Origin of the sequence: Kitasatospora terrestris, from assembly GCF_039542905.1 — a bacterium.
GTDB lineage: Bacteria > Actinomycetota > Actinomycetes > Streptomycetales > Streptomycetaceae > Kitasatospora > Kitasatospora terrestris.
The window spans coordinates 4,072,433-4,098,378 of the sequence record NZ_BAABIS010000001.1; the positions used below are offsets into that span (position 1 = coordinate 4,072,433).

Annotated in this window: 27 protein-coding genes, 1 tRNA gene and 1 pseudogene; 10 read left to right on the forward strand and 19 right to left on the reverse strand. The window is 72.6% G+C overall.

All coding sequences use genetic code 11. The annotated features are described in order from the left end of the window. Positions 1-199 precede the first annotated feature (199 nt). Positions 200-793 carry an MBL fold metallo-hydrolase gene (locus ABEB06_RS18775; protein WP_345698018.1) on the reverse strand — a complete coding sequence of 198 codons (594 nt, stop codon included), beginning with the start codon at positions 791-793 and terminating at the stop codon, positions 200-202. A gap of 101 nt (positions 794-894) precedes the next feature. Between ABEB06_RS18775 and ABEB06_RS18780 the strand changes: the two genes are divergently transcribed. Continuing rightward, the gene (locus tag ABEB06_RS18780; RefSeq protein WP_345698019.1) at positions 895-1,869 is read left to right on the forward strand and encodes a GlxA family transcriptional regulator; all 975 of its coding nucleotides are present in this window, start codon (positions 895-897) and stop codon (positions 1,867-1,869) included. 106 nt (positions 1,870-1,975) lie between these two features. On the opposite strand, the gene ABEB06_RS18785 is transcribed toward ABEB06_RS18780, so the two are convergent. Together ABEB06_RS18785 and ABEB06_RS18790 are read right to left on the reverse strand one after the other, a co-directional pair. After that, positions 1,976-3,040: an IS110 family RNA-guided transposase gene (locus ABEB06_RS18785; protein WP_345698020.1), complete on the reverse strand. Its 1,065-nt coding sequence runs from the start codon at positions 3,038-3,040 to the stop codon at positions 1,976-1,978. A gap of 233 nt (positions 3,041-3,273) precedes the next feature. Further along, complete coding sequence (locus ABEB06_RS18790; RefSeq protein WP_345698021.1) at positions 3,274-4,575, reverse strand: purine-cytosine permease family protein; 1,302 nt, start codon at positions 4,573-4,575, stop codon at positions 3,274-3,276. 407 nt (positions 4,576-4,982) lie between these two features. Here ABEB06_RS18790 and ABEB06_RS18795 point away from each other — a divergent pair, with 407 nt between their 5' ends. Together ABEB06_RS18795 and ABEB06_RS18800 are read left to right on the forward strand one after the other, a co-directional pair. Continuing rightward, positions 4,983-6,683, forward strand: a complete 1,701-nt coding sequence (locus ABEB06_RS18795; protein ID WP_345698022.1) for a S1C family serine protease — start codon at positions 4,983-4,985, stop codon at positions 6,681-6,683. Positions 6,684-6,741: 58 nt separating this feature from the next. Continuing rightward, positions 6,742-6,827: transfer RNA gene (locus tag ABEB06_RS18800), tRNA-Ser, on the forward strand. A gap of 174 nt (positions 6,828-7,001) precedes the next feature. Here the strand turns inward: ABEB06_RS18800 and ABEB06_RS18805 are convergent. The 3 genes and pseudogenes from ABEB06_RS18805 to ABEB06_RS18815 all read right to left on the reverse strand — a co-directional run bounded on the left by ABEB06_RS18805 (position 7,002) and on the right by ABEB06_RS18815 (position 8,698). After that, complete coding sequence (locus ABEB06_RS18805) at positions 7,002-7,223, reverse strand: hypothetical protein (protein WP_345698023.1); 222 nt, start codon at positions 7,221-7,223, stop codon at positions 7,002-7,004. A gap of 42 nt (positions 7,224-7,265) precedes the next feature. Then, entirely contained in the window at positions 7,266-7,649 is a 384-nt protein-coding gene (locus ABEB06_RS18810) for a hypothetical protein (protein WP_345698024.1), read from the reverse strand. A gap of 210 nt (positions 7,650-7,859) precedes the next feature. Continuing rightward, a pseudogene (locus ABEB06_RS18815) lies at positions 7,860-8,698 on the reverse strand (IS5 family transposase). A gap of 271 nt (positions 8,699-8,969) precedes the next feature. Here ABEB06_RS18815 and ABEB06_RS18820 point away from each other — a divergent pair. Then, positions 8,970-9,365 carry a contact-dependent growth inhibition system immunity protein gene (locus ABEB06_RS18820; RefSeq protein WP_345698025.1) on the forward strand — a complete coding sequence of 132 codons (396 nt, stop codon included), beginning with the start codon at positions 8,970-8,972 and terminating at the stop codon, positions 9,363-9,365. A 43-nt stretch (positions 9,366-9,408) separates the two neighbouring features. Here the strand turns inward: ABEB06_RS18820 and ABEB06_RS18825 are convergent, their stop codons facing one another. Beyond that, complete coding sequence (locus ABEB06_RS18825; RefSeq protein WP_345701898.1) at positions 9,409-10,302, reverse strand: IS5 family transposase; 894 nt, start codon at positions 10,300-10,302, stop codon at positions 9,409-9,411. 250 nt (positions 10,303-10,552) lie between these two features. On the opposite strand from ABEB06_RS18825, the gene ABEB06_RS18830 reads away from it, so the two are divergent. Together ABEB06_RS18830 and ABEB06_RS18835 are read left to right on the forward strand one after the other, a co-directional pair. Beyond that, a complete protein-coding gene (locus ABEB06_RS18830; RefSeq protein ID WP_345698026.1) occupies positions 10,553-11,392 on the forward strand; it encodes an IS5 family transposase in 840 nt (279 codons plus the stop codon). A gap of 238 nt (positions 11,393-11,630) precedes the next feature. Next, the gene (locus ABEB06_RS18835) at positions 11,631-13,124 is read left to right on the forward strand and encodes an aminopeptidase P family protein (protein WP_345698027.1); all 1,494 of its coding nucleotides are present in this window, start codon (positions 11,631-11,633) and stop codon (positions 13,122-13,124) included. Positions 13,125-13,158: 34 nt separating this feature from the next. Here the strand turns inward: ABEB06_RS18835 and ABEB06_RS18840 are convergent, their stop codons facing one another. The 5 genes from ABEB06_RS18840 to ABEB06_RS18860 form a co-directional block, all read right to left on the reverse strand. Continuing rightward, positions 13,159-13,971, reverse strand: coding sequence for an LpqB family beta-propeller domain-containing protein (locus ABEB06_RS18840; RefSeq protein ID WP_345698028.1), 813 nt, complete (start codon positions 13,969-13,971; stop codon positions 13,159-13,161). A gap of 278 nt (positions 13,972-14,249) precedes the next feature. After that, a complete protein-coding gene (locus ABEB06_RS18845; protein WP_345698029.1) occupies positions 14,250-15,272 on the reverse strand; it encodes a hypothetical protein in 1,023 nt (340 codons plus the stop codon). Further along, positions 15,269-15,913, reverse strand: coding sequence for an RNA polymerase sigma factor (locus ABEB06_RS18850; RefSeq protein ID WP_425559783.1), 645 nt, complete (start codon positions 15,911-15,913; stop codon positions 15,269-15,271). Before ABEB06_RS18850 ends, ABEB06_RS18845 begins: the two co-directional genes overlap by 4 nt. 135 nt (positions 15,914-16,048) lie before the next feature. After that, positions 16,049-17,287 carry a hypothetical protein gene (locus ABEB06_RS18855; RefSeq protein ID WP_345698031.1) on the reverse strand — a complete coding sequence of 413 codons (1,239 nt, stop codon included), beginning with the start codon at positions 17,285-17,287 and terminating at the stop codon, positions 16,049-16,051. Between the two features lie 148 nt (positions 17,288-17,435). Beyond that, entirely contained in the window at positions 17,436-17,888 is a 453-nt protein-coding gene (locus tag ABEB06_RS18860) for a rhodanese-like domain-containing protein (RefSeq protein ID WP_345698032.1), read from the reverse strand. Between the two features lie 137 nt (positions 17,889-18,025). Here ABEB06_RS18860 and ABEB06_RS18865 point away from each other — a divergent pair, with 137 nt between their 5' ends. Then, positions 18,026-19,048, forward strand: a complete 1,023-nt coding sequence (locus tag ABEB06_RS18865) for a helix-turn-helix domain-containing protein (protein ID WP_345698033.1) — start codon at positions 18,026-18,028, stop codon at positions 19,046-19,048. A 253-nt stretch (positions 19,049-19,301) separates the two neighbouring features. On the opposite strand, the gene ABEB06_RS18870 is transcribed toward ABEB06_RS18865, so the two are convergent. Further along, complete coding sequence (locus ABEB06_RS18870; protein WP_345698034.1) at positions 19,302-19,658, reverse strand: hypothetical protein; 357 nt, start codon at positions 19,656-19,658, stop codon at positions 19,302-19,304. A gap of 209 nt (positions 19,659-19,867) precedes the next feature. Between ABEB06_RS18870 and ABEB06_RS18875 the strand changes: the two genes are divergently transcribed. Next, positions 19,868-20,860, forward strand: a complete 993-nt coding sequence (locus ABEB06_RS18875; RefSeq protein WP_345698035.1) for a helix-turn-helix transcriptional regulator — start codon at positions 19,868-19,870, stop codon at positions 20,858-20,860. A gap of 3 nt (positions 20,861-20,863) precedes the next feature. Here the strand turns inward: ABEB06_RS18875 and ABEB06_RS18880 are convergent, their stop codons facing one another. Then, complete coding sequence (locus ABEB06_RS18880; protein WP_345698036.1) at positions 20,864-21,631, reverse strand: MerR family transcriptional regulator; 768 nt, start codon at positions 21,629-21,631, stop codon at positions 20,864-20,866. Positions 21,632-21,804: 173 nt separating this feature from the next. Between ABEB06_RS18880 and ABEB06_RS18885 the strand changes: the two genes are divergently transcribed. Continuing rightward, entirely contained in the window at positions 21,805-22,611 is an 807-nt protein-coding gene (locus ABEB06_RS18885) for an aquaporin (RefSeq protein ID WP_345701899.1), read from the forward strand. On the opposite strand, the gene ABEB06_RS18890 is transcribed toward ABEB06_RS18885, so the two are convergent. The 5 genes from ABEB06_RS18890 to ABEB06_RS18910 form a co-directional block, all read right to left on the reverse strand. Next, on the reverse strand, positions 22,504-23,100 hold the full coding sequence (locus tag ABEB06_RS18890) for a flavodoxin family protein (protein WP_345698037.1): 597 nt from the start codon (positions 23,098-23,100) through the stop codon (positions 22,504-22,506). The genes ABEB06_RS18885 and ABEB06_RS18890 overlap by 108 nt on opposite strands. Before the next feature lie 75 nt (positions 23,101-23,175). After that, complete coding sequence (locus tag ABEB06_RS18895) at positions 23,176-23,727, reverse strand: GNAT family N-acetyltransferase (protein WP_345698038.1); 552 nt, start codon at positions 23,725-23,727, stop codon at positions 23,176-23,178. Between the two features lie 23 nt (positions 23,728-23,750). Further along, positions 23,751-24,173 (reverse strand): MarR family winged helix-turn-helix transcriptional regulator, encoded by a 423-nt coding sequence (locus ABEB06_RS18900; RefSeq protein WP_345698039.1) that lies wholly within the window; start codon positions 24,171-24,173, stop codon positions 23,751-23,753. Positions 24,174-24,284: 111 nt separating this feature from the next. Beyond that, positions 24,285-24,614, reverse strand: a complete 330-nt coding sequence (gene trxA / locus ABEB06_RS18905) for a thioredoxin (RefSeq protein WP_345698040.1) — start codon at positions 24,612-24,614, stop codon at positions 24,285-24,287. 18 nt (positions 24,615-24,632) lie between these two features. Then, positions 24,633-25,073, reverse strand: a complete 441-nt coding sequence (locus ABEB06_RS18910) for a MerR family transcriptional regulator (protein WP_345698041.1) — start codon at positions 25,071-25,073, stop codon at positions 24,633-24,635. 56 nt (positions 25,074-25,129) lie between these two features. On the opposite strand from ABEB06_RS18910, the gene ABEB06_RS18915 reads away from it, so the two are divergent. After that, positions 25,130-25,945: a GNAT family N-acetyltransferase gene (locus ABEB06_RS18915; RefSeq protein ID WP_345698042.1), complete on the forward strand. Its 816-nt coding sequence runs from the start codon at positions 25,130-25,132 to the stop codon at positions 25,943-25,945. Position 25,946: the final 1 nt, after the last annotated feature.

Consider the following 25,946-nt stretch of genomic DNA (forward strand, 5'->3'; position numbering starts at 1 on the left):
GGGCCGCGCACCGTGCCCCGACGAGCGCTGCCGAGCGCCCCGGGCACGGCGGCTGCCCATGGCAGGGCGCTGCCCACGGCAAGGCGCTGGCACTGCCCCTGGCACGGTGCTTCCCATGGCAGCGCCCGGCCGCCGTGCGGTGCCCGGCCGCCATACGGTGCCCGCTCGCCGTACGGTGCCCGCTCGCCGCGCCGCGTGCTCACCGCACCGCGTGCTCGTCCGCCGGGAAGGGGCCGCCGTGGCCCGGCACGATCACGTCGGCCGCCGCCAGCACCCGCTCCCGGGAGGCCCGCAGCCCGTCCCGGTCCGGCGCCACCGGGTCCTCGGCCGGGCCGTCCGGCCGCCACCACAGGTCCCCGGCGAACGCCACCACCCCGTCCGCCGTGCCCGCCAGCAGCGTGATGTCCTCCGGGCTGTGCCCCGGCGTGCGGATCAGCCGCAGCGACGGCGTCAGCTCGTACCCCTCGGCGTCCCGGTCCACCCACTGGTCGGCCAGGTACTCCGCCTTGTGGTCGTGCACCCGGGCCCGGCCGAAAAGACCGACGTTCAGCACGTTGTCCGGGTGGTGGTGGCTGAGCACCACGTCGGTCACGTCGTCCGGGCCGTACCCCAGCTCCGCCAGCGGCCCGAGGATCCGGTCGCGGCTCGCCACCATGCCGGGGTCGATCACCACCCGGCGGTCCCCGTCCTCGACGAAGGAGACGGTGGCGGCCACCCCGGGGCCGGTGGACAGGGTGTAGCCGGTGGTCAGGATCGTGTAGGCGGCGCTGCGGCCGACCGGTGCGTCAGTCATGGCAGCAAGCCTGCCGGGGCGACCGGGACGCGACGAGTGGCCGCCGTGCCACCGATCGCAGGAATCGTGCCAACGCCCCTCGACCGTGCCAGACTGCCCGGATGCCGCCGTTCCGCAACGTCGCCGCCTACCTGCCGCCCGGAGCCGGACTGCTCGCCGTGGGCGTGGTCTGCGAGGTGTTCGGCGCCCCGCCCGCCGCCCTGCCGCGCTTCGACTTCGCGCTCTGCACCGACCGGCCGGGCCCCGTCCCCACCGACCTCGGCGCCCCGCTCACCGTCGAGCACGGCCTCGACCGGATCGCCGAGGCCGACCTGGTCCTCGCCCTGCCCTGGACGGACTTCCGCACCCCGCCGCCGCCCGCCGCGCTCGACGCCCTGCGCGCCGCCCACGAGCGCGGCGCCCTGGTCGCCGCGCACTGCGTCGGCACCTTCGCACTGGCCGCCGCCGGACTCCTCGACGGCCGCCGCGCCACCACCCACTGGCGCTTCGCCGACCTGCTCGCCGAACGCCACCCGGCCACCACCGTCGACCTCGACGCCCTCTACGTCGACGAGGGCAGCGTGGTCACCGGCGCCGGCGCCGCCGCCGGACTCGACCTCTGCCTGCACCTGGTCCGCCGCGAGTACGGCGCGGCCGCCGCCAACGCCCTCGCCCGGGAACTCGTCGCACCCCCGCACCGCGACGGCGGCCAGGCCCAGTACCTGGCCGCCCCCGTGCCCGACGACGGCGACGACGACCGGCTCACCGAGGTCCTCGCCTGGGCCCGTGAACACCTCGACCGGCCGCTGCCGGTCGCCGAGCTCGCCCGCCGCGCCCTGATGAGCCGCCGCTCCTTCGCCCGCCGCTTCACCGCCGCCACCGGCACGACCCCGCACGCCTGGCTGCTCGGCCTGCGCCTGGCCCGGGCCGAGGAACTGCTGGAGACCACCGACCTCCCGGTCGAGGAGGTCGCCCGCCGCTCCGGCTTCGGCAGCGCCGCGGTCCTGCGCGAACAGTTCGTCCGCCGCCGCGGCGTGCCGCCCCGCACCTACCGGCGCACCTTCACCCGCGCCGAGCCGGCCCCGACCGGCCCGTAGACCGCCCCGGCGTGCTCGGCCCGCCGCCTCGGAGGGCCCGGCGGAGCGCGCCTGCCGGCGTGCCTGCCGGCGCGCCTGCCGGAGCGCCTGAAGCTCCTATAGATCGTCAAGCGGTCTGAAGGAGCGGTTGGGGGCTGATTGATGGCTGGACGAGGTGCTTGTAGACCTCGCGGGCGATGAAGCGTTTGAGGCAGCGCAGGATGTCCTTCTTGGACATGCCTTCGGCGGTGCGACGGGCGACGTATTCGCGGGTGCGTGGGTCATGGCGCATCCGGACCAGGGCGATGACGTGGAGGGCGTTGTTGGCTTGTCGGTCGCCGCCGCGGTTGAGACGGTGTCGGTGGGTGCGGCCGGAGCTGGCGGGAACTGGGGCGGCCGCGCACAGGTGCGCGAAGGACGCCTCTGACCTGAGCCGGTCGGAGTTGTCACCGGCGGTGATCAGGAGCTGGGCCGCGGTCTCGGTGCCGACTCCGGACAGTGCGACCAGTTCGGGGGCCGCCTGGGTGACCAGCGGTTTGAGCTCGGCGTCGGCGTTGGTGATCTCGTCGGTGAGGTACTGGTAGCGGCGGGCCAGGCGCCGCAGCGCGATCCTGACCGCGCCCGCCGGGTCGTGGGTGTGTGTGCCCGGCCGGGAGCGGGCCAGCTGTCTGATCAGCTCGCTGGTGGGCAGGCCGCGCAGCTTTTCGCGGACCTCTGCGGGGGCGGTGACGATGAGGTTGCGGATCTGGTTGATGGTCTGGGTGCGGGACTTGATGGCTGAGCGGCGGACGACCCGCAGGGACCGGATGGCCTCCACGATGCCGTCGCGGGTCTTGGGTGTGCCGCCGGCCCGGCCGGAGAGCACTGCGGTCGCGGCGGCGTAGGCGTCGACGGGGTCGGACTTGCCGTTGGCCCGGCGGGCCCTGCGGTCGGGCCGGTCCACGTCGACGACGGTGACCTGGTTCGTCCGTAGGTGGCGGGCGAGTTCGGCTCCGTAGGCGCCGGTGCCCTCCACCCCGACGGCCATCAGATCGCCGTGCGAGCGCAGCCAGTCCAGCAGTCGCCGGTAGCCGTCGGGTGTGGTGGGGAACGACTCGGTCGCCAGGTGGCGGCCGATGGAGTCAATCACGGCGGCCTGGTGGAAGTCGGTGTGGGTGTCGACGCCGCCGACGACCGCTATGTGGTCTGACATGCTGGGCCCTGCTGTCCTTCCGTACGACGTGCGGGGGATGGCACGCGCCGGTCGGGCGGCAGGACAAGACTGTGATGGGACCTTTGGCCGGGCTCCTATGAAGTCACAGGCGCCCGACCGGCCGCGTGCATAGCGGCACCGCTCGGACGGTCGACGATTCAACCGAAGGACAGCCGAAGCGTCAGTCAGAGGGAGGGTCAGACCGCCGAGCGATGCGATCTACATCCTCACAGTCAGAGGGCCTGGAGCTTCGGCTTGTTCAGCGCCGCGACCGAGGCGGTCACCACGCCCGCCACGAGGAAGGAGAACAGCGAGGCCGAGGACCACGCCTGCGGCGTGAAGTGCACCGCCTCCTGCGCCTTCGTCCAGAAGTCCGTCCACCCGGCGGTGATCGCCGTCGGCGCCAGGAACTGGTACGTGGCGAAGCCCAGCACCCACGGCAGCAGCATCGACCAGCGGGACGGCGCGTCCTGCCCCAGGTCCCAGCCCCGCCGACCCGCGCCGAAGAAGTAGTCCACCGCCAGCACCGCCAGCAGCGGCACGAACACCGACCCGATCAGGCCCAGGAACGCGTAGTACGAGTCGGTGAACTCCTGGATCCGCAGCGCCAGCACCGTGGTCAGCACGCCGATCCCGCCGGTCAGCACCCGGCGGTCCACCCGCGGCAGCAGGTTGTGCACCGACATCGCGGTCGAGTACACGTTGGCGAACGACTGGTCGGTCTCCCGCACCACCAGCACCAGCAGGAACGCCCAGCCCGCCGCCACCCCGGTGAACGAGGAGAAGATCTTCTCGGGGTCCCCGCCGGACTGCAGCAGCGCGATCAGTCCCAGCACGTAGCACCACACCTGCGCCACCGTGTAGCCGGAGAACGTCCCCCAGAACGAGGACCGCGCGGTCCGCGCGTGCCGGGTGTAGTCCGCGGCCAGCGGCACGAACGAGATCGACACCGCGATGATCGCGTCGGTCGCCTTCAGGAAGCCGTCCCAGTTGCCCGCACCCGGGTCCGGGAAGCCCTGCCGGCCCAGCTGGACCGTGAAGTACACCATCGCCACGCCCACCGCGATCGCCACGTACTTGCGCAGCACCGCGATCGCACCCAGCGGCCAGATGGTCAGCACCGTGGTCAGCGCACCCGCCAGCACCACGAACAGCCAGCGCCAGCCCTCGGTCCCGGCCACCGTCTGGGCACCCCAGGCGATCACCGTCAGCTCGTACACGCCCCAGCCGATGCACTGCAGGATGTTCAGCACCGTCGGCACGTACGACAGCCGGGTGCCGAACAGACCGCGCAGCACCGCCATCGCCGGAGCGCCGGTCCGAGTGCCGATCAGCGCCGCCACACCGAGCATCGCGGTACCGATCGCGGTACCGGCGACGATCGCCGTCACCGCCGCCGCGAAGCCCAGCTCCTGGCCCGGCGCCCCCAGCACCGTCGCCGCCGAGGTGAAGCCGATCAGCGACACCCCGAGGTTGGCCCAGAGCGCGAACAGCGCCCGGAAGTCGAGGGTGCGCGGCGGCGCGGTGTCCAGCACCAGCGGCGCCTCGGCACGCGCCGACGAGGTCTCTTCGGAAATTGGGGCAGGCGAAACAGCCGTCATGGCCGATACTCCCTACGCCGGCATTACCCGGACAGGTTCCGGCGGTCTGCACCCCCTCGACCGCCCTGGCGTCACCGCCATGGCATACGGTCGAACCGGTGCACTCTCAGCCTGGTTGGTCCAAGCTCCCGCGATTCTTCGGTTACAAGGGCGACAGGCTAACGCCAGGAGGGGAGAGTGCCAAGGCCAAGGGGGTACCCGTCCGTATCCCGGGACCACCGGCAGGGGTTGTCAGCGGCGCCTAAGCCTTCTCATGGATTCTTCAGGAGGCCGCTTACGGCGCCCGAACCGGCTATGCGAAAAACTATGGGCCAAGGTCCTGTCAGCTATGGAGGTCGTCCGTGAGCACCGAGCACGCGAGTGGTTCCACCGGGCCGGAGGAGCAGCAGAGCTCCACCGGCTCCGAGGCCGTTGCTCCCGCTCCCGACACCGCGCCGCCGTCGTACATCGACGCTCCGCCGCCGGTCGTCCCGCCCGCGCCCGCCGCCCCCGCGGCCCCGGCCGCGCCCGCCGCGCCCGCCGCGCCCTCGCTCGCGAAGGCCGACAGCCCGGAGCCCGCCGCGCCCGCAGCCCCTGGCGCCCCGGTGGCACCCGCCGCCTCGCAGCCGCCGGCCGACCCTTACGCCCGACCGGCCGAGGGCGCGCCGCAGCAGCCCGCCAACCCGTACGCCGCGCCGGCCGCACCCGCTGCGTCCGCCGTGCCCGCTGCGCCTGTTCCGCCGACCGCCGACACCGCCGCGTTCGCCCAGCCGGCGCCCGGCACCCACCCCGCCGCCCCGGCCGCTCCCGGTGAGCCGCACCACCCCTTCGGCGCCGGCCAGCCGCTCGGCGGCTGGGGCCACGGCGCGGGCGGCGGCTCCGGCACCCCCGAGTACCCGTCCGCCTGGGGCACCCCCGCCCCCGGCGGCCCGCAGCCCGGACGCAAGCGCGGTGGCCTGATCGCCCTGGTCGCCGCCGTCGCCCTGGTGGCCGGCCTGGTCGGCGGCGCGATCGGCGCCGCCAGCCGTGACGGCGGCAGCAGCTCCGCGGGCGGTAACAGCCACACCAGCACCACCGTCTCCGTCGGCGACAGCAAGCAGAACCTCGACCGCGCCCCCGGCTCCGTCGCCGGCATCGCGGCCAAGGCCCTGCCCAGCACCGTCACCATCAAGGCCCAGGGCTCCAGCGAGTCCGGTACCGGCACCGGCTTCGTCTTCGACACCGAGGGCCACATCCTCACCAACAACCACGTGGTCGCCCCCGCGGCCGAAGGCGGCAAACTGACCGTCAAGTTCTCCGACGGCTCCTCCTACTCGGCCTCCGTGGTCGGCCGCGCCCAGGGATACGACGTCGCCGTCATCAAGCTCGACAACCCGCCCACCGGCAAGCTCGCCCCGCTGCCGCTCGGCGACTCCGACAAGGTCGTCATCGGCGACGCCACCATCGCCATCGGTGCCCCGTACGGCCTCGAAGGCACCGTCACCACCGGCATCATCAGCGCCAAGGACCGTCCCGTCGCCTCCGGCGACGAGACCGGCGCCCAGGCGTCCTACATGAACGCCCTGCAGACCGACGCCTCGATCAACCCCGGCAACTCCGGCGGCCCCCTGCTCAACGCCGAGGGCGCCGTGATCGGCATCAACTCCGCGATCCAGTCCAACAGCTCGGGCTCCGGCCGGGCCGGCTCCATCGGCCTCGGCTTCGCCATCCCGATCAACCAGGCCAAGTGGGTCGCCCAGACCCTGATCAAGGACGGCACGCCCGTCTACGCGATCCTCGGCGTCCTGCGCAACGACGAGTACAAGGGCGACGGCGCCCAGATCCAGACCTCCGCCGTCAAGGGCACCCCGCCCGTCACCCCCGGCGGCCCCGCCGACCAGGCCGGTCTCAAGCCCGGCGACGTCATCACCAAGCTCGGCGGCATCTCCATCGACAGCGGCCCGACCCTGGTCAGCGAGATCTGGACCCACAAGCCCGGCGAGAAGGTCGAGGTCGAGTACACCCGCGACGGCGAGCCCCACAAGACCACCGTCACCCTCGGCGAGCGCAAGGGCGACAGCTGACCCGTCCGAAACGGTGTGCACCGAACCCACCCGAACCCGTTAGGCTGGCCTCCGCCGAGGAGGGTTGCCCGAGCGGCCTAAGGGAACAGTCTTGAAAACTGTCGTGGCCTTGCGTCACCGTGGGTTCAAATCCCACACCCTCCGCCGAGGTGGATGAACCACCAGGTCAGAGCGGGTGCCGACTCCGGTCGGCACCCGCTCTTTCGTCATCCTGTCCCACCGTGTGCACCCCGTGTCCCGGCCCGATCCAGTGCGTGTGGAACATACGTGGAACGTTTCCGGGCCCCTCACCGATCCCAGGGGACGACCTGGCGGAGGTCAGTTCCACGGTTCCCGGTACGGGTTTTCGCCCAGCACCTTCGCCGCAGCCACGCAGAGGTCTTCGCCGTAGAGCTGGTTGCTGCCCCATTCTGAGCCCCACAGGTCGGACGCAGCCTGGGCCACGGCGCGCCAGCTGTAGTCCTCATCGACTCGCCACGCGCGGATCTGATCAGCCATCTCCGGCGTGATCGTCGCCGGATCCACAGTGTTGTGTGTCATTCAACCGACCCTACGGACCCTGCGGAGAAGACGGCCATCGGATTACGTCTGCGCCTGCCTGCCACCTCGAACGCCCTCATCGAGGTCTTCACCGTTCAGGAAGCGCTCGATGAGGGCGTTCGAGTGCTCCTCACGATCGCTGATGACCTTCGCGTAGAACCGGAGGAGCACGGCGATGCTGTGCCCGGCCCGCCGGGCAACCTCGGCCTTGTCCACGCCAGCGGTCAGCCAGCCCGAGACCGCGGTGTGCCGCGCGGAGTACGGCACGTCAGCGAAGGGGCTGGCGACCTGCTCCGGCGTCAGGACCAGCTTGCGGGCCTCCTTCCACACCTCTGCGGTCTCCTTGGTGAGGATGAGACCGCCCTCCGCGGCCTGGAATAGGCGCCCGTCTGGCGCGACGCCGAACTCCTCGATGTGCTCCCGCAAGAGCTGGACGAGAACGGGAGGAATCGGCACCGGCCGTGTGGCACTGCGCGCCCGTCGCTTCAACCCCCGCTTCTCGTGGGACTGCCCATCATCGGTCCACCGCGAGCCGACCCGTGGCGAACTCCCGTTCAGGAGGAGTTGGCCCCATCCGGACTCTGGAAGGGTGCAGTCGGCCTTACTCACTGGGCGTTTCGTCCCTGGCTTTGGAGCTCAGGTTCCGCGCCAGGTCGGTGTGGTTTCGCCGGTGAGTCGGCGGGTCATGAGGCTGATCATGGCGACGTGGACCATGGCTTCGGAGCGGGCCGGGAGTGCCTCGTAGTCGCGGGCGAGGCGGCGGTGGTTCATGAGCCAGCCGAAGGTCCGCTCGACGACCCAGCGGCGGCGCTGGACGACGAATCCCCTGGTGGCAGGGTCGCGCCGGACGATCTCGAGGTCGATACCGAGAGCGGCGGCGTGTTCGACGACGGCGTTCTTGTAGCCCATGTCGGCCCAGGCCTTGCCGATGGTCGGGTGCTCGGCCGCGACGGCGGTCAGCAGCTGCCGGCCGGCGGTGCCGTCCTGGACGCTCGCGGCGGTGACCAGCACGACGAGCAGCAGACCGATCGTGTCGGTGACGATGTTGCGTTTCCTGCCGACGATCCGCTTCCCGACATCGGCGCCTTGGGTGGCGCTGGGAACGTTGGTGGAGGTCTTGATGCTCTGCGAGTCGATGATGCACGCAGTTGGTTCCGGATCGCGGCCCTCGGCGGTGCGGACCAGGCGACGCAACAAGCCGTTGAGCTGCTCGAACACCCCTTCCTTCTGCCATCGGGCGAAGTAGGCGTAGACGGTTTCCCAGGGCGGGTAGTCGTGCGGGAGGTAGCGCCAGGGGATTCCGGTGCGGTCGACGTACAGGATCGCGTCCAGCAGGTCGCGCAGGTCGTGCTCGGGCGGCCGGCCGAACGCCAGGCCCGCTCGGTTCGGGCCTGGCGCCAGGCAGTGAGGGTGGGCTCGACGAGGGCCCAGCGGGCATCGGACAGGTCGCTCGGATACGGTCGACGATCCGTCATGATGACGGCATACTGCGGGATCGTCGCTCTGCCCAGGGCTTACGGTTCTCGGGAGACAAACATCTTCCAGTCTGGCTTTTTGGGATGAGACAAGAGGAAGCGCGCAGTTCCGGCAGACATTCGTACGCAGGCAGCCCTCCCGTCGCAGCAGCCTCTGGAGTTACCGCAGGAAAACTGGCCAGGCGGTCCGGAAACTGGGAGCAACTGGCTCTTTCGCGGGTGAAACGCCCAGTGAGACCGCGTTTGAGATCTGCCATGGGACGATCGGTCGGTGACTCGACTCGTGAACCGTGACCGTTCCCTTGAGGAGCTTGAGCGCGACCGCTGGTCGGCCCCGTCGGGCGGGGAAACCCGGCTGATGGCGACCGTGCGCGAGCTTCGGCGCAAGCCGATTGGCGGCCTGACGGTCGAGGACATGCGGTTGCTGATCAGGCAAGACGTGGGCCTTGCCTATCTCCTGCCCCTGGCAGTGGAGGTCCTCCGGGCCGACCCACTGGTCGAAGGCGACATGTACGAGGGCGACCTGCTGGCCGCCGTGCTCACCAGGAGTGTGGAGGTCTGGAGCGAGTTCCCCGACCTCGGACAGGAGGTCCGCCTGATCGCCTCGGAGTTGGCCCACGTGCCGCCGGCCCTGGAACGCGAGATCGAGGGGTTCCTGGCTCGGTAGCTCAGCGCCAGCAGCTGCCGCCGGCAAGGGGTCGACGGGCTCGCTACGAGGATTGCCGCACGAGCGGTCGTGGGCCAGGCCGGGTTGCCGGCCGGCCCCGGGTAAGCCGGCGGACCATGATGCCGATCATCGCCCATCGGATCATCGTCTCGGAGTGGGCCGGACTGGTCTCGTAGTCCCTGGCCAGGCGCCGGTTGGCGGTGAGCCAGGAGAAAGTCCGCTGCACCGCCCACCGCTTGGGCTGGACCTGGAAGCCCCGCTGGCCGGGGTCTTTGCGGACGATCTCCAGGTCGCGGCCGAGGATCTGGGCGGTCCACTCGACCAGACGGCCGGCGAAGCCCTGGTCGGCCCAGATCTTCTTGACGCCGGGGTGGTCGAGACGGGTCCACAGCAACGGCCGCTTCGCCCCATCGCGGTCCTGCATGCTCGCCGCGACGACGTGGACAGCCAGTAGCAGGCCGAGGGTGTCGGTGACGATGAACCGCTTGCGGCCCTTGACCTTCTTGCCCGCGTCGAAGCCCCTGGTGGCCGCGGGGACGGTGTCGGCGGTGCGGACGGACTGCGAGTCGATCAGGCCTGCGCTCGGCTCCGTGTCGCGGCCGTCGGCTTCCCGGACCTTGCCGCGCAGGGCGTCGTGGATGCGCTCGACGGTGCCGTCGTCGTGCCACCAGGTGAAGTACCAGTACACCGTCGGCCATGGCGGGAAGTCCTTCGGCAGCTGCCGCCAGGCATACCCGGTCCGCACCGCGTAGAAGATCGCGTCCACGATCCGCCGCCGTGGATGCTTCTCCCGCCGGCCGCCCTTCGGACCCACCCGTGCCGGCGGGAGCAACGGCTCCACCAACGCCCACTGCTCGTCCGCCAGGTCCGACGGATACCCACCCCCAACACCGCTCACGGTGAGCTCAACGAACCCTTCAGCAACGAGACACGGCAGATCTCAAACGCGGTCTCACTGGGCGTTTCACCCGCGAAAGAGCCAGTTGCTCCCAGTTTCCGGACCGCCTGGCCAGTTTTCCTGCGGTAACTCCAGAGGCTGCTGCGACGGGAGGGCTGCCTGCGTACGAATGTCTGCCGGAACTGCGCGCTTCCTCTTGTCTCATCCCAAAAAGCCAGACTGGAAGATGTTTGTCTCCCGAGAACCGTAAGCCCTGGGCAGAGCGACGATCCCGCAGTATGCCGTCATCATGACGGATCGTCGACCGTATCCGAGCGACCTGTCCGATGCCCGCTGGGCCCTCGTCGAGCCCACCCTCACTGCCTGGCGCCAGGCCCGAACCGAGCGGGCCCTGGCGTTCGGCCGGCCGCCCGAGCACGACCTGCGCGACCTGCTGGACGCGATCCTGTACGTCGACCGCACCGGAATCCCCTGGCGCTACCTCCCGCACGCCTACCCGCCCTGGGAAACCGTCTACGCCTACTTCGCCCGATGGCAGAAGGAAGGGGTGTTCGAGCAGCTCAACGGCTTGTTGCGTCGCCTGGTCCGCACCGCCGAGGGCCGCGATCCGGAACCAACTGCGTGCATCATCGACTCGCAGAGCATCAAGACCTCCACCAACGTTCCCAGCGCCACCCAAGGCGCCGATGTCGGGAAGCGGATCGTCGGCAGGAAACGCAACATCGTCACCGACACGATCGGTCTGCTGCTCGTCGTGCTGGTCACCGCCGCGAGCGTCCAGGACGGCACCGCCGGCCGGCAGCTGCTGACCGCCGTCGCGGCCGAGCACCCGACCATCGGCAAGGCCTGGGCCGACATGGGCTACAAGAACGCCGTCGTCGAACACGCCGCCGCTCTCGGTATCGACCTCGAGATCGTCCGGCGCGACCCTGCCACCAGGGGATTCGTCGTCCAGCGCCGCCGCTGGGTCGTCGAGCGGACCTTCGGCTGGCTCATGAACCACCGCCGCCTCGCCCGCGACTACGAGGCACTCCCGGCCCGCTCCGAAGCCATGGTCCACGTCGCCATGATCAGCCTCATGACCCGCCGACTCACCGGCGAAACCACACCGACCTGGCGCGGAACCTGAGCTCCAAAGCCAGGGACGAAACGCCCCGTCACTCATTTCAAGATCACCTGGCCGTGAACCCTGTCACCAACCTCCGTGGTCAGTACAACTAGCCGCCCCCGCGGAGGCCGGGGGCGGGCCGGGGGTGGGGCTCCCGGTACCGAACGGTTGTTTCGTACCATGGTCGCAACGGCCGCCCGCCGCCCCCGCGACCCGGGTGCGCGACCGGCGGCACCACGCGCGCAAGGAGGCGACGTACGTGACCGAGGACCGTACCCCGGCGGTGTCCGAGAACCCCGAGGGAGCCGCCGCGGCGGAAGAGGACAAGCCGATCAAGTCCCGCAAGAACGGGCTCTACGGCGAGATCTCCGACGAGCTCGCGGCCTCGATGAAGTCCGGCTGGGCCGACACCGAGCTGCGCGGCCTGCAGCCCGTGCCGCAGGCGGCGTACGCCGCCGAGCGCCGGGCGAAGCTCTCCGCCGCCTTCCCCGGCGAGCGCCTGGTGATCCCGGCCGGCAACCTGCGGGTGCGCGCCAACGACACCGACTACGCCTTCCGCGCCGCCAGCGAGTACGTGCACCTGACCGGCGAGCAGAGCGAGGACGCCGTCCTCGTCGCCGAGCCGGCCGGCGAGCAGGGCCACGTCTTCGCGCTGTACCTGCGCCCGCGCTCCGACCGCGAGAACGGCGAGTTCTGGCTCGACGGCCACGGCGAGCTGTGGGTCGGCCGCCGGCACAGCCTCACCGAGGCCGAGGAGCTGTACGGCCTGCCCACCCGCGACTGCCGCAAGGCCGCCGAGGAGCTGGCCGCCGCCACCGTCCCGACCCGGATCGTCCGCGGCTACGACGCCGGCCTGGAGGCCGCCCTCACCGCGCAGCTCGACGAGGAGAAGGACGACGAGCTCAAGGTCTTCCTCTCCGGCCTGCGCCTGGTCAAGGACGAGTGGGAGGTCGCGGAGCTGCGCGCCGCCTGCGACGCCACCGTCAAGGGCTTCACCGACGTGGTCCGCGAGCTCGGCCAGGCCGTCGCCACCTCCGAGCGCTGGATCGAGGGCACCTTCTGGCGCCGTGCCCGGGTCGACGGCAACGACGTCGGCTACGGCTCCATCGCCGCGGCCGGTCCGCACGCCACCACGCTGCACTGGGTCCGCAACGACGGCGACGTCCGCCCCGGCGAGCTCCTGCTGCTGGACGCCGGCGTGGAGACCCGCAACCTGTACACCGCGGACGTCACCCGCACCCTGCCGATCAACGGCCGTTTCGACGCGCTGCAGCGCAAGATCTACGACGCCGTGTACGACGCGCAGGAGGCCGGCATCGCGGCGGTGAAGCCGGGCGGCCGGTTCCGCGACTTCCACGACGCCGCGCAGCGCGTCCTCGCCGAGCGGCTGCTCGCCTGGGGCCTGCTCGACCCGGCCGTCTACGACGTCGAGAAGGTCCTGGAGCTCGGCCTGCAGCGCCGCTGGACCCTGCACGGCACCGGCCACATGCTCGGCCTGGACGTGCACGACTGCGCGCACGCCCGCCGCGAGAACTACGTCGACGCGCTGCTCGTCCCCGGCATGGTGCTGACCGTCGAGCCCGGCCTGTACTTCCAGGCCGACGACCTCACCGTCCCCGAGGAGTACCGCGGCATCGGCGTGCGGATCGAGGACGACATCCTGGTCACCGCCGACGGCAACGAGAACCTCTCCGCCGGCCTGCCGCGCACCGCCGACGAGGTCGAGGCCTGGATGGCCTCGCTCGCCGGCTGATCACCTGGCCGGCCCCGGACCGGACACCGGCACGTCAGCCCCGGTAGGCGGGCGTGCCGGTGTACTCGGAGACCAGCGTCGGCGCGGCCGAGCCGTCGGCGGGCAGGGTGACGATCCCCTGCGCGGTGCGGGCCGCGACCGTCTTCTCGTCCCGGGAGAAGACGGGCGCCGCGTAGTCGGTGGTCGCCTTCGGCGTCAGGTCGTGGGCGCCCCCGTCCATCCGCTTGGTCGCGAAGAGGTGGGCGTGGCCGTCGACCGAGCGGACGAAGACGATGTCGTCCCCGTCGGACGACAGGGCCGGCTCGGAGCCCTTGCCGAGGGCGTAGCCGGTCTGGCGGATGAAGTCGTCGCGCACGAAGACCTCGCCCGTGTTCCGGTTGGCGTAGACCGCGACGCCCTGGTCTCCCCCGCCGTCCGGCCAGAGGTTACCGGTCTGCGGCAGCGGCTTGCTGTCCGGGCCGCTCTCGTTGCCGAGGCTGATCGGCTGCGGGGCGCCCTCGACGGCCGAGGACTTCACTCGCATCAGCCGCAGCACACCGTTGGTCTCGGCCGCGAACAGGAGGTTGCTCCGCGCCGGCACCATCCCCTGCCCCTGGACCGGGTTGACCTGCCAGGTGGGGTGGGTCCAGACCTGGCCACCCGGGTTCTTGGCAACCGTGGTGCGGGCGGTCCCGTCCGGCGCGGAGACCACCAGGCTCCCGGAGCCGTCGATGAACGCCGCGTGCTTGCCGTCCGGCGACCACGCCAGATCGTGCACCTCGGTCCCGAAGTCGACCAGCTTGCCGTCCATCACCACGAACTTCGTACCGTCACTGACGGTCAGCCCGCCCTTCTCCGTCCCGTTCAACTTCGAACGCGAAGGGGACGGCGACGCCGAGGGCGACGACGCGACCGGCGGAACAGCCTGCGGCGGCCCGCTCGACACCGCAGCAGACGCCGCAGCAGACGCCGCGGCGGTCGACACAGCGGAATCAGCCGAACGGTGCGACGGATCGGCACACCCGCTCAGGCCGGTCGCGAGTGCCGCCGCCAACGGGACAGCCAGCACCGCCCGACGGCCACGCCGGACCGAACCACGGAGAACAGACGCGCGCATCACGCAACCTTCCTTCCATGAAAAACGGATCAGCGTCCGGTTCTGGCCGCAGCGGTGGTCGCAGCGGCAGGCACCGAGGCTCCGGTGCTCGGGTCAGCGCTCGTGGACGCTGCGGGAACAGACTGGCTGGGCCGGGGGGTGGGGGTGGCGCTCGGTGAGGCAACCGCTGCGCCGCCGTCGCAGCCCGATCCGGGACCGGTCGTGGCGGGTAGCACCTTCACGTCGATGTTGGCGGAGCCGAGCGTGTCGGCGTGGCGGAGCGAGGGATCCGGGCTGGGACCGGCATACGCGTTGGAGATGCCGTACGCCGCCGCAGTGAGCAGGAGCGAGTCCGCAGGCTGGCGGTGGGAGTCCAGCCTGATCCGGTATTTGATGGTGCGGCTCTCACCCGGGCCGAGGGAGAACCCGCCGTCGCCACGCTGGACCTGGTCGTACACCTTGGTCTCGTCTCCGGCGGCCGAGTCCTTCCAGCCCGAGCCCGAGTCGAACTGCAGCTGGTCAGGGCCGGCCGCGGCGCACACCGGCACCGTACCCAGCCAGCGGAGGGCGGGCACCACCTTGGGGAAGGACACCTCGGTGGTGTTGGTGAAGGTCACCTTGAACACCAACGGGTCCGCACCGGCCGTCAGGGTCGTGCCCTTGGCCAGGCCGTCGACCGTGACGGTGAACGCGGCCGACTGGTAGTCCTGAGGAATGGCCGGAACACCGCCCGGGGTGATGGTCATCGACGGTGAGGGTGACGGGCTCGGTTCGACCGGGATCTGGATGTCGCCGGTGGGCGGGGCGGTCGCGGAGACGGAGGCCGCGGGGCCGTTGTCGCGCTTGGCGGCGGTGGGGGTGCCGTGGATGGTGTAGAAGCCGGCCGAGGCGGCGGCCAGGGCGAAGAGCGGGACGGTCACCGCGTAGACGGGCTTGAGCTTGCGGAGCCTCCTCTTCGGCGGGGCGGCCTGGCGGAGGCTGTGGACGGTGACCTGGTTGGCGCGGGCGGTGAGCGCCTCGCGCAGCAGCCGTTCGGTGGGGGTCTCCTCGGCGGGATGCTTGTCGCTGCTCATCGGACCTTCTCCAGGTGCTTCTCCAGGGCGTCCAGGGCCCGGCTGGCGGTGGACTTCACAGCGCCCCGGGACAGGCCCAGGGTGTCGGCGATCTGCGCCTCGGTCATGTCCGACCAGTACCGCAGCACGAGCACCTCGCGCTGGCGCTGCGTCAGTTCGTTCAGGGCGAGCAGCACCCGGCGGTGCTCGTCGTTGAGGACGGCGTGGTCCTCGGCGGAGGGCGCGTCGGCCTCGTGCGGCGGCACGTACTCGCGGGCGGTCTTGCGGCGGCGCAGCACCGAGCGGGCGCCGTTGACGACGGAGGTGCGCAGGTAGCCGAGGGTGTTGTCGAGGTCGTCGAGGTGTTCGCCGTGCTTGGAGTAGAGGGCGGTGAAGGCCTCCTGGACGACGTCCTCGGCGATGTCCTGGTGGTCGACCAGCAGGACGGCCATCCGGACCAGGCCGAGCCGGTGCGCGTGGTAGAGCTCGGTGAGGGTGGGCCGCTGCTCGTCGGCCGGCCTGCCGCCGCGCAGCAGGCGCAAGCCCCGTCGCGGTTCCGGCCGCGCCTCGCCCGCGGGGGCGCCGAGCGCCCCGAACAGCAGCCGGACGAAGCCCCGAACGCCGCCGTGTGCCGTCGCTGCGGCCACCGGCGCGATCGCCATGGACATCTGTGTGTTCCGCTTTCCCCCGGGACGTCCGGTGGCCTACCGGCCACCGCCGTCTGGACCAATGATCAAGAAGGATGATCGGACGTATCCTGCACCACCGCGTCGCACACGGAGCAGGCAGGCGGTGTTTCAGTGACCGACCGTGAGCTGCCGGGTGGTCAGGGCCGCGTAGTGGCCGTCCGCGTGGGCACCGACGGCGACGGTCAGCGCCGTCAGGTCGGCGGGGGCGGTCCTCGCCAGCGAGAAGCGGAACATCATCCGCTCGCCGCGGCCGGCCGCGAGCGCCTGGTCGAAGGCGGCGGTGTCGACCTTGAGGCCGCCGGTCGCGCCGCTGCAGGTCTCGACGGTGGGAACGGACTGCCAGGCGCCCTTCCAGAACACCTCGGCCCTGACGTCCTCCTTGCGCAGCACCTGCCGGGTACGGAACGGGCTGGTCTGCACGTCGAGCAGGCTGACCTCGGGCGCGGCGGCCTTGAACGGCCCGCCGGTGAAGTTGACCACCTGGGTCTCGACCACGACCGCGTCGCCGCCGGCCGTCACGGAGCCGGGCAGCTTCTGGGTGAGGGCGGCCGTCGGGCGGTGCGGGTCGACCACCTGGACGTCCGTCACGGTGGCCTTGCCGAGCCGCTGGAAGTCGTCGCCGATGTAGGCGGTGGCCTCGACCGGCAGGGTGCCGGGGCCGTTGTCGGCGGCGAGCGCCATCCGGTACTCGATGGTGCGGGCGGCGCCGGGGGCGAGGTCGAAGCGGGCGTTGTTGCCGGTGGTCGCGTAGTCCATGCCGGTGCCCTGGGAGAGCGAGGGCAGCTTGGTCCAACCGCCGGTGTCCTTGCGCTCCAGCGTCCCGGCCGCCATCGGCATCGGGTCGCCGCAGCGGGCGCCCGCGAAGTCGCGGGAGGCGACCACCGGGCGGATGCCCCGGTAGCTGCGGTCGGTGTCGTTGGTCCAGGTCACCGAGAACGCGACGGTCCTGCCGCCGGCCTCGGCCCTGGCACCGGCCAGGCCGTTGATGCGGACCGAGAAGCCCGTGCGGGCGGCGGCCTTGACGGGGGCGGGCGTGGTCGCGGCACCGGTCGGCGCGGTGGTGCCGGTAGCGGCCGGGGTGGACGGGGCCTGGGCCGGGGTGGACGGCAGGGCGGACGCCGGGACGGACGGCGCGGAGGACGGGGCCGAGGTGGTCGGCACGGCCGTGGCGGCGGTGGAGGTCGCGGCGGCGGCCTTGCGGGCGCCCGGGTTGTCGCAGGCGACGGCGCCGACCGCCAGCACTGCGGCCAGCGGGACGGTCGCCGCGAGACGGCGGCCGCGGCGGGACCAGCCGCTGCGGGCCAGTGCGACGTTCTTCGCGAAACGGTTGATAACGGACGTGCTCATGGCGCAACCCCCCAGGGAACGGACGTGCTTCGGATTCGGAGCGGGAGCCGGTGGCGCTCCTCGCGCCGCTTCCCTTGCCCTCGTCCTGATAGACGTCCATCCCCCCGGGGGGTTGCAGGTGGTTCCAGAAGTTTTTTTCGACCTCCGGTCAGCAGACCAGGCCGAGGTCGGCGGGGGTGGCGGTCTCGGGGTCGATCGGCCGCCGGCCCTCGGTCGGCCAGCCCTCGCGGACCCAGTACTCCAGGCCGCCGATCATCTCCTTGACCTCCCGGCCGAGCGCGGCCAGCTTCATCGCACCCTTGGTGGAACCGTTGCAGGCCGGGCCCCAGCAGTAGACGACCAGCAGGCCCGCGGGCAGTTCGGCGACCCGCTCGGCGGTGATCGCGGAGATCGGCAGGCTGATCGCGCCCGGCAGGTGCGCCTTGCGGTGGGCGCCCTCGGCGCGGACGTCCAGCACGGTGAAGTCCTGCTTCCCGTCCCGCATCGCGTACCAGACGTCCGCCGGGTCGGCCTGGCAGCCGAGGCGCTCGGCGAAGAAGGCGAAGGCCTTCTCGGGGGCGAGGGCGGGGATCTCGGTCACGGGCGAAGCGGTGGTGGTCATCTGCGGTCTCCTGGCGGTCCGTTGTGCTGCGCTTTCCGACGTCTCGATCTTCCGATCCGGACACCGGGCGCCGACAGTGGCGGCTACGACTACACTCGCCAAGATTCCGCCAGCCAGGAGCAACCCGGGGAGAGCCCATGTCCGCACCCGTGGCCGTCACCATCGGCCCGCGCCCGGAGCCGGTGCACACCATCGCCGTGTACGCCTTCGCCGGCATGGCACCGTTCGAACTCGGCGTCGTGGTCGAGGTGTTCGGACTGGCCAGGCCGGAGCTCAGCGGGCTGCTGGCGGCGCCCTGGTACGACGTCAGGGTCTGCGCCGACCGGCCGGGCGAGCCGCTGGAGGCCGTCGGCGGCTTCGCCGTCACGCCCCGGCACGGCCTGGACGAACTCGCCGCAGCCGACACGGTGATGGTGGTCGGCGTGCCCAACGCGTTCAGCGGCGAAGTCTCCCCCGGCCTGGTGGAGGCACTGCGCACCGCCCACCAGCGGGGCGCCCGGATCGTCTCGATCTGCTCGGGTGCCTTCGCCCTGGCCGCCGCCGGCCTGCTGGACGGGCTGGAGGCCACCACCCACTGGCGCTACGCCGCGCTGCTCCAGCAGCGGCATCCGCTGGTGAGGGTCAATCCGGACGTGCTGTACGTGGACAACGGCTCGGTGCTGACCAGTGCCGGCAGCGCGGCCGGCATCGACCTGTGCCTCCACCTGGTCCGGCAGGACCACGGCGCCAAGGTCGCCAACACGGTCGCCCGGCGCTTCGTCGTGCCGCCGCACCGGGACGGCGGGCAGGCCCAGTTCATCGAGGCGGCGGTGCGTCCGGTCGACGAGACGGACGACGGTGTCGGGCGCTCGATGCGGTGGGCGCTCGACCACCTCGCCGAGCCGCTCACCGTGCCGGCCCTCGCCCGGGTCGCCCGGATGTCGGACCGCTCGTACCTGCGGCACTTCACCGCCCGCAACGGCACCAGCCCGATGCGCTGGGTGATCACCCAGCGCATCGCGGCCAGCCTGCCCCTGCTCGAAGCCCCCGAGGGGACGGTGGAGGAGATCGCGGCGGCCGTCGGCTTCGAGAGCGCGGCGACCTTCCGGCACCACTTCGGGCGGACCATGCGCACCTCGCCCACCGCGTACCGCCGCACCTTCGGCCGCACCGCGGCCTGACCGGGCCCCCGGCGCCCCCCGGCGCCGGGGGCCGCTACTCCCAGATGATGTTGGCGGCGTTGGCCGTGGCGGCCAGGACCGGCACGGAGGCGAGGGCGAGGGCGGCGACCGCGGCGGCCTTGGCGAGGCGGGAGCGAAGCATGGCGGGATTCCTTCGGGAGGTCGGCTGGAGGGGCCGGATCCTGCGTCCCGCGGTGACGCGCCGTCCGGCGATCACCACTCTCACCCAGCCGCTGACCTGCGGGAAGGACATTCAGCTGGACGGAACCGGCCCTGGACAGTTCCGTCCAGCCGGGCAGGCCGGTGCGAGCGTCCGCTCGTGGAAGGGCGCGATCAGCGGCACCTCGGCCGGGCCGAAGTCCCAGCCGCGCAGCTCGGGCAGCTCGTCCACGGCGCGCCGGACCAGCGCGGCGGTGCGCCGCTCGGCGTCCGCCAGCCGGTCCGCGACCAGGAACACGCCGACCACCGGAGCGGGTTCGGCGTCCGGGTGGACCACGACGTGCTCGACCTGGTCGGGGCCGGCCAGCGCGCGGATCGACGCGGCGAGGCCGGGCGCCAGCGGGCCGCCACCGGCGGGCGGAGCGTTCAGGGTCGCGTGCACGAGGTACATGGCTCCGACTGTCCCAAGGTCGGCGGTGCCCACAACAGGCCTGTCGGCTGGACCCTTTGGGCCCTGACCGGTTCCGTCCACGGTCCGGCGGCCCGCCTGGTAACACCTTGGCGACACACCGTCACACAACCCGATCGGCCGATAAACACCCGTGCGATCATCGTGGGGATCCGACCAACCACACAGTCTTCATCCCCGGGGGGACCACTGTGCTTGCCGTGCTCGGCCTCGATTCCGCGTCGGAGCGGGTCTACCGCGCGATGCTCGCCCGTCCGCGCGACGGCGTCGCCGCCCTCGCCGCCCGGCTGGGCCTCAGCGAGGAGGAGACCCGCCGCAGCCTGGAGCAGCTCAGCGAACTGGCCCTGATCCGGCCCTCGCACCAGCACCGGGGCGAGCTGCGGGCGGTCTCGCCGGACGTCGGCATGGAGCTGCTGATGGCCCGCCAGCAGGCCGACCTCGCCGCCCAGCAGCTGCGGATCGAGGCCTCCCGGGCGGCGGCCGCGCAGCTCATCGCCGAGTACTCCGATCTGCGTCCGGCCGACCGCAGCCCGGGCGTGGAGCAGCTGATCGGCCTGGACGAGATCCGCGACCGGATGGGCGGGCTGGCCCGCGAGCTGCGGACCGAGGTGATGACCTTCGCCCCGGGCGGCGGCCACCGGCCGGAGACCATCGCGGCGGCCAAGCCGCACGACCGGGCGGTGCTGGAGCGGGGCGTCCGGATGCGCACCGTCTACCTGGACAGCGTCCGCAACAGCCAGCCGACGCTGGAGTACGTGACCTGGCTGGCGGAGCTCGGCGGCGAGGTGCGGACCGCGCCGGAGCTGCCCACCCGGATGATCATCTTCGACCGGACCACCGCGCTGATCCCGGTCAGCAGCGAGGACACCGCGGCCGGCGCGGTGGTGCTGACCGGGAACGGGACGCTGACCGCGCTGTGCGCCCTGTTCGAGAACGTCTGGGCCGGCGCGCAGCCGCTCGGCGGCACGGTCCGCGACCGGAGCGGGCTCAGCCCGCAGGAGTCGGCGGTGGTCCGGCTGCTCGCGCAGGGTCTCACCGACGACGCCATCTCCAAGCGGCTCGCGGTCTCCCCGCGCACCGCCCGTCGGATGGCCACCGAGCTGATGGAACGCCTGGAGGCCCGCAGCCGCTTCGAGTTCGGCGTGCGGGCCGTCCAGCAGGGGTGGCTGCCGTCCGAGCGTTAGCCGTCAGGCCCGTTCGGCGCGGTCGGCGTTGGCGACGATCGCGTCGCGCAGCCACCGGGCGAGGCCGGGGGCGAGCTTCTCGTAGGTGGCGGTGAACCGCGGGTCGGCGACGTACATCTCGCCGAGGCAGCGGTGCATGCCGGGCGGGCAGTCGTAGAAGTGCCCGGTGATGTGCAGGCGGTGCTCCTCGGCGAGGGCCGTCGCCTGCTCGCTGTCGGGGGCGACGCCCGCGGTGAGCGCCTCGACGAGGCGGGCGTTGAGCTCGTCCATCTCGTCCTTGATGCGCTGCCAGTCGGCCTTGCCGTAGCCGCCGGTGCGCCGCCGGGACTGCTTCCAGGCGTCGGTGTCGCCCCAGCGCTGCTCGGCCTCGTCCTCCCAGCCCTCCTGGTAGTCGGGGCCGAAGACCTCGAACTTCTCCTCGGGCGTCAGCTGCATGCCCGTCCTCCTCGCTTCCATGGCTCGTTCGACGGCCGCGGCCAGCTCCTGGAGGTGCCGGATCCGGTCGCCGATCAGCTCGTGCTGCCGGCGCAGGTGCTCGGTCGGGGTGACCGAGGGGTCGTCCAGGATGGCCGCGATCTCTTCGAGGGGGAAGCCGAGCTCCCGGTAGAACAGGATCTGCTGGAGCCGGTCCAGGTCCGCGTCGGTGTACCGGCGGTAGCCGGACGCGGTGCGCGCACCGGGCGACAGCAGGCCGATCCCGTCGTAGTGGTGCAGCGTGCGCACGGTCACCTTGGCGAGCGCGGCCAGCTGTCCCACGGAGTACCCGTCCACCGGGGGCTCCCTTCCTCGTGTGGCACCAGCCTGCGCTCTCACGTCGCGTGAGGGTCAAGTCGGTGCGCACCTGCCGTACGAGTCTCCGAGCGGCGGCCCCGCCGGGGCGGCGCCGCTTCGGCACACCTGCCAATTGTCCGGGTCGCGGCGGTGCCAGCAGCATGACGGGCATGATGACGACTCCCCTGCCCAGGCGGCTGGCCGCCGAGGCGGTCGGCACGGCGCTGCTGGCCGCGGTGCTGGTCGGCTCCGGCGTCCGGGCGAGCGGGCTGAGCGCGGACGGCGGGGTGCAGCTGCTCGCCAACGTGCTCGCCTCGGTGCTGGCGCTCGGCGTGCTGGTCGCGCTGCTCTCCCCGGTCTCCGGCGCGCACCTGAACCCGGTGCTGACCGCGGCCGCCTGGTGGACCGGGCGGCGCGACGGCACCGGTCCGGGCGCGGGCGAGCTGGGCGGGTACCTGCTGGCGCAGCTGGGCGGCGCGGTGGCGGGGGTGGCGCTGGCGGACGCCATGTTCGGCCGGCCGCTGCTGGCGCCGGCCACCCAGGTGCGCGCCTCGGGGCAGCTGTGGCTGGCCGAGGCGGTGGCGACCGGCGGGCTGGTGCTGCTGGTCTTCGGCCTGCTGCGGACCGGCCGGGGCCGGCTGGCGCCGGTGGCGGTGGCGGCGTGGATCGGCGCCGCGTGCTGGGGCACCTCCTCGGGCAGCTTCGCCAATCCGGCGCTGACCGTGGGCCGGGCGCTGAGCGACGGGTACACGGGGATCGCGCCGGGTTCGGTGGCGGGCTTCGTGCTGGCGCAGGTGGCGGGCGCGGTGGTCGGGTTGGCCCTGGTGGCGGTGGTGTTCGGCCCCCGTCCGGGCCCGGGCGCCCGCCCGGGATCAGGCGGGGACGGGCGCGGGGGCGGTGGCGAAGAAGGTCTCGGCGCGGCGCAGCGCGGCGGTGTCGTCGAGGACCTGCCCGGGCTTGCTGCCGTTGCCCAGCAGTAGCCCGCCCCAGCGCATGCCGAGGTAGCTGCCGGAGGTGCGCAGGGTGCCGGCCAGCGGGTCGGCGAGTGCCGGGTCCTCGTCGGCCATGGCGGTGATCGCCCACAGGGTGCGGCCGTTCATCCGGGCGCGGAAGTCCACGCCGGGCACCCGCAGCCAGCCGGACCAGTGGTCGAGGTAGTGCTTGACGCTGGTGGTGACGCTGTACCAGTAGAGCGGGGAGACGATCACCAGGTCGGTGGCGTCCAGGGTGGCGTCCAGCAGGGTGCGCAGGTGGCCGGTGGGCTCGGGGTAGCCGGTGTCGCCGTGCCGTTCGTCGCTGAAGGGGGGCAGCGGCAGGTCGCCGAGGTGCAGCCAGCGCTGGGCGGTGCCGGCCGGGAGCTGCGCGGCGGCGTGGCGGGCGAGCAGCTCGGAGTTGCCCTGGTGGCGGGTCGAGCCGAGCAGGAAGAGGAATCGGCGCTCGGCGGGGTCGGCCGCGGCGGGCTGGTCCATCGGGTCCTCCGGGATGTGGCGGGACGGGCTACCGGGAGCAAGTCCGCCGCGGCCCGCCGCATTCCCGGCGGCCGGTCAGACGCCCGCGCGGCGGGAGAGGACGCCGACCTCGCGGTCGGCGTAGCAGTGCATCGGCTCGCCGAAGGCGGGGTCGGGGCGCAGGCCGAGGTCGGTGAGGCCGAGCCGGTCGGCGACCGCGCGGGAGGCCGCGTTGTGGGCGTGCACCCAGGCGATGAACGGCAGGTCGGGGTCGTGCCGGTAGGCGGCGTCGTGGGCGGCCCTGGCGAGTTCGGTGGCGTAGCCGCGGCCCCAGTGGGCGGGGTCGAAGCGGTAGTACAGGTTCCAGAAGCCGGGCTCGTGGCGCTGGGCGCCGCCGATGCCGATCACCTCGCCGGTGCCGCGCAGCCGGGCGGTCCAGTAGCTGAGGCCGTCGGTGTGCCAGCGGGCGGCGGCGCGGTCGATCCAGTCGCGGGTGGTGGCGAGGGAGGCGTGCCGGCCTTCGGGCAGGTGGGTCCAGGTGCGGGGGTCGGCGTTGATCCGGTGCAGGGCGTCCAGGTCGTGCTGGCCGACGGCGCGGAGGTCGAGGCGGTCGGTCAGCATGCGGTGGAGCTCGCTGAAGTCGCTCATCCGGTGATCGTACTGACCCCGGGTCAGTCGGCGGAGCCGTAGCGGACCAGGTAGGCGGCGAAGGCGGCGACGTCCGGGTCGGCCCAGCCCTCGAAGCGCTCGGTGAAGGAGCGGCGGCGCTGCTCGTTGGCGTCGGCGAGCAGCTGCTCGCCCGCGGCGGTGAGCCGGAGCAGCTGGCCGCGCTGGTCCTCGGGGTCGGCCCGGCGCCCGAGCAGGCCGAGCTTCTCCAGGCCGCCGACCTGGCGGCTGACGGTGGACTTGTCGAGCATGAAGTGCGCGGCGAGGTCGGCGGCCCGGCAGGCGCCGCGCTCCTTGACCAGGTCGAGCATGCTGTAGGTGACCAGCGACAGGTCGGGGTGGAGCTGGGAGGCCTTCTGCCGGGCCCGACGGGCGAACGCGGTGAGTTCCCGCTGGATGGTCTCCAGCGCGGCGTCGCGGTCGGGCATGGCGGTGGCTCCTTCGGTCCGTTTGCTGCGGACCACGGTAGGCGCCCCCGGTTCGGGGGCGGCCACCGCGGTGGCCTGCGGCGTTGCCCGGACGCCGGCCGCCGGGGGCGGCTACGGCTGCAGGACGTCGTCCAGCTCGCGCAGCAGCCGGGCCTTCGCCCGCGCCCCGACCAGCACGCGCACCGGCTCGCCGCCGCGGAACACCATCAGCGTCGGCATCGACAGCACGCCGTACGCCGCCTGGGTCTCCGGGTTGGTGTCCACGTCCAGCGAGACCACCTTCAGCCGCTCGGCGTGCTCGGCGGCGACCTCCGCCAGCACCGGCGCGATCTGCCGGCAGGGCGGGCACCAGTCCGCCGTGAACTTCACCAGCACCGGCCGCTCGGCGGCCAGCACCTCCCGCCGGAAGGTCTCGTCGGTGACCGTCGTCAGTCCAGCCATTGCCCTGCTCCCCTCGGTTCAGTCCTGTTCGGCTTCCGCGGCGCGGGTGAGTTCGCAGCGCGGCACCGGGCCGTCCGGGGCGTCCGCCGCGCGGGCCAGCCGGTCGCGGTCCTCCTCGGCCCGGGTCAGCTGCCCGGCCACCCGCTCGCGGACCTCCAGCAGCCGGTCGATGCACGCGTCCAGCTCGGCCAGCTTGGCGCGGTACACGTCCAGCGAGGCCGGGCAGGAGTCGCCCGCCGGGTGGCCCGCCTGCAGGCACTCGACGAACGGCCGGGTCTGCTCCAGGTCGAAGCCGAACTCCTGCAGGGTCCGGATCTGCTGCAGCAGCCGCAGGTCCTCCTCGTCGTACGCGCGGTAGCCGTTGCCGCCGCGCCGCGCGGGCAGCAGCCCGCGCGACTCGTAGTACCGCAGGGTGCGCGTGGTCGTGCCCGCGCGCGCCGCCAACTCACCGATCCGCATGCCTCCGACGGTAGACCTTGACCTCGACGTCAACGCCAGGCGATTACAGTCCGGCTGTGAACGATCATCGAAACGAGCACCAGGACGGCGCCGCGGAGCTGCTCGCGGCCTACGACGCCCAGCTGCGGGGTGTCGACCCCGACCCGCCGGCCGGGATCGAGCACCAGCAGGACGGCCCGGTCACCCGGGTGGTCGGGCAGTTCCGCGGCTTCGTCGCCGCGCCGGCCGACCTCGGGGTGGACGGCGCCGACCTGGACGCGCTGATCGCCCGGCAGCGGGACTTCTTCGCGGCCCGCGGCGAGGCCGTGGAGTGGAAGACCCGCGGCCACGACCGGCCCGCCGGGCTGCCCGGCCGGCTGGCGGCGGCCGGGTTCGTCCCGGAGGACCCGGAGACCGTGCTGATCGGCCGGGTGGAGGAGCTGGCCGGCGAGCCGGTGCTGCCCGAGGGCGTCGTCCTGCGCGAGACCTCCGACCCCGAGGACCTGCGCCGGATCGCCGCGCTCGAGTCGGAGATCTGGGGCTTCGACATGAGCTGGCTCGGCGAGGAGCTGATCGCCCGCACCGCCGCCTCGTCCGCCGCCTTCCAGGTCCTGGTCGCCGAGGCGGACGGGCGGCCGGTGTCCGCCGCCTGGCTGGCCCTGCGGCCGGGCAGCGAGTTCGGCGGGCTGTGGGGCGGCTCCACGCTGGAGGCCTGGCGGGGCCGCGGCATCTACCGCGCCCTGGTTGCCGCCCGGGCCACCCGCGCGCGGTCGCTCGGCTACCGCTACCTCCAGGTCGACGCCTCCGACGACAGCCTGCCGATCCTGCGCCGGCTCGGCATGGTCCCGGTCACCAGCACCACCCCGTACGTGTGGACGCCGCCGGCCGCCTGAC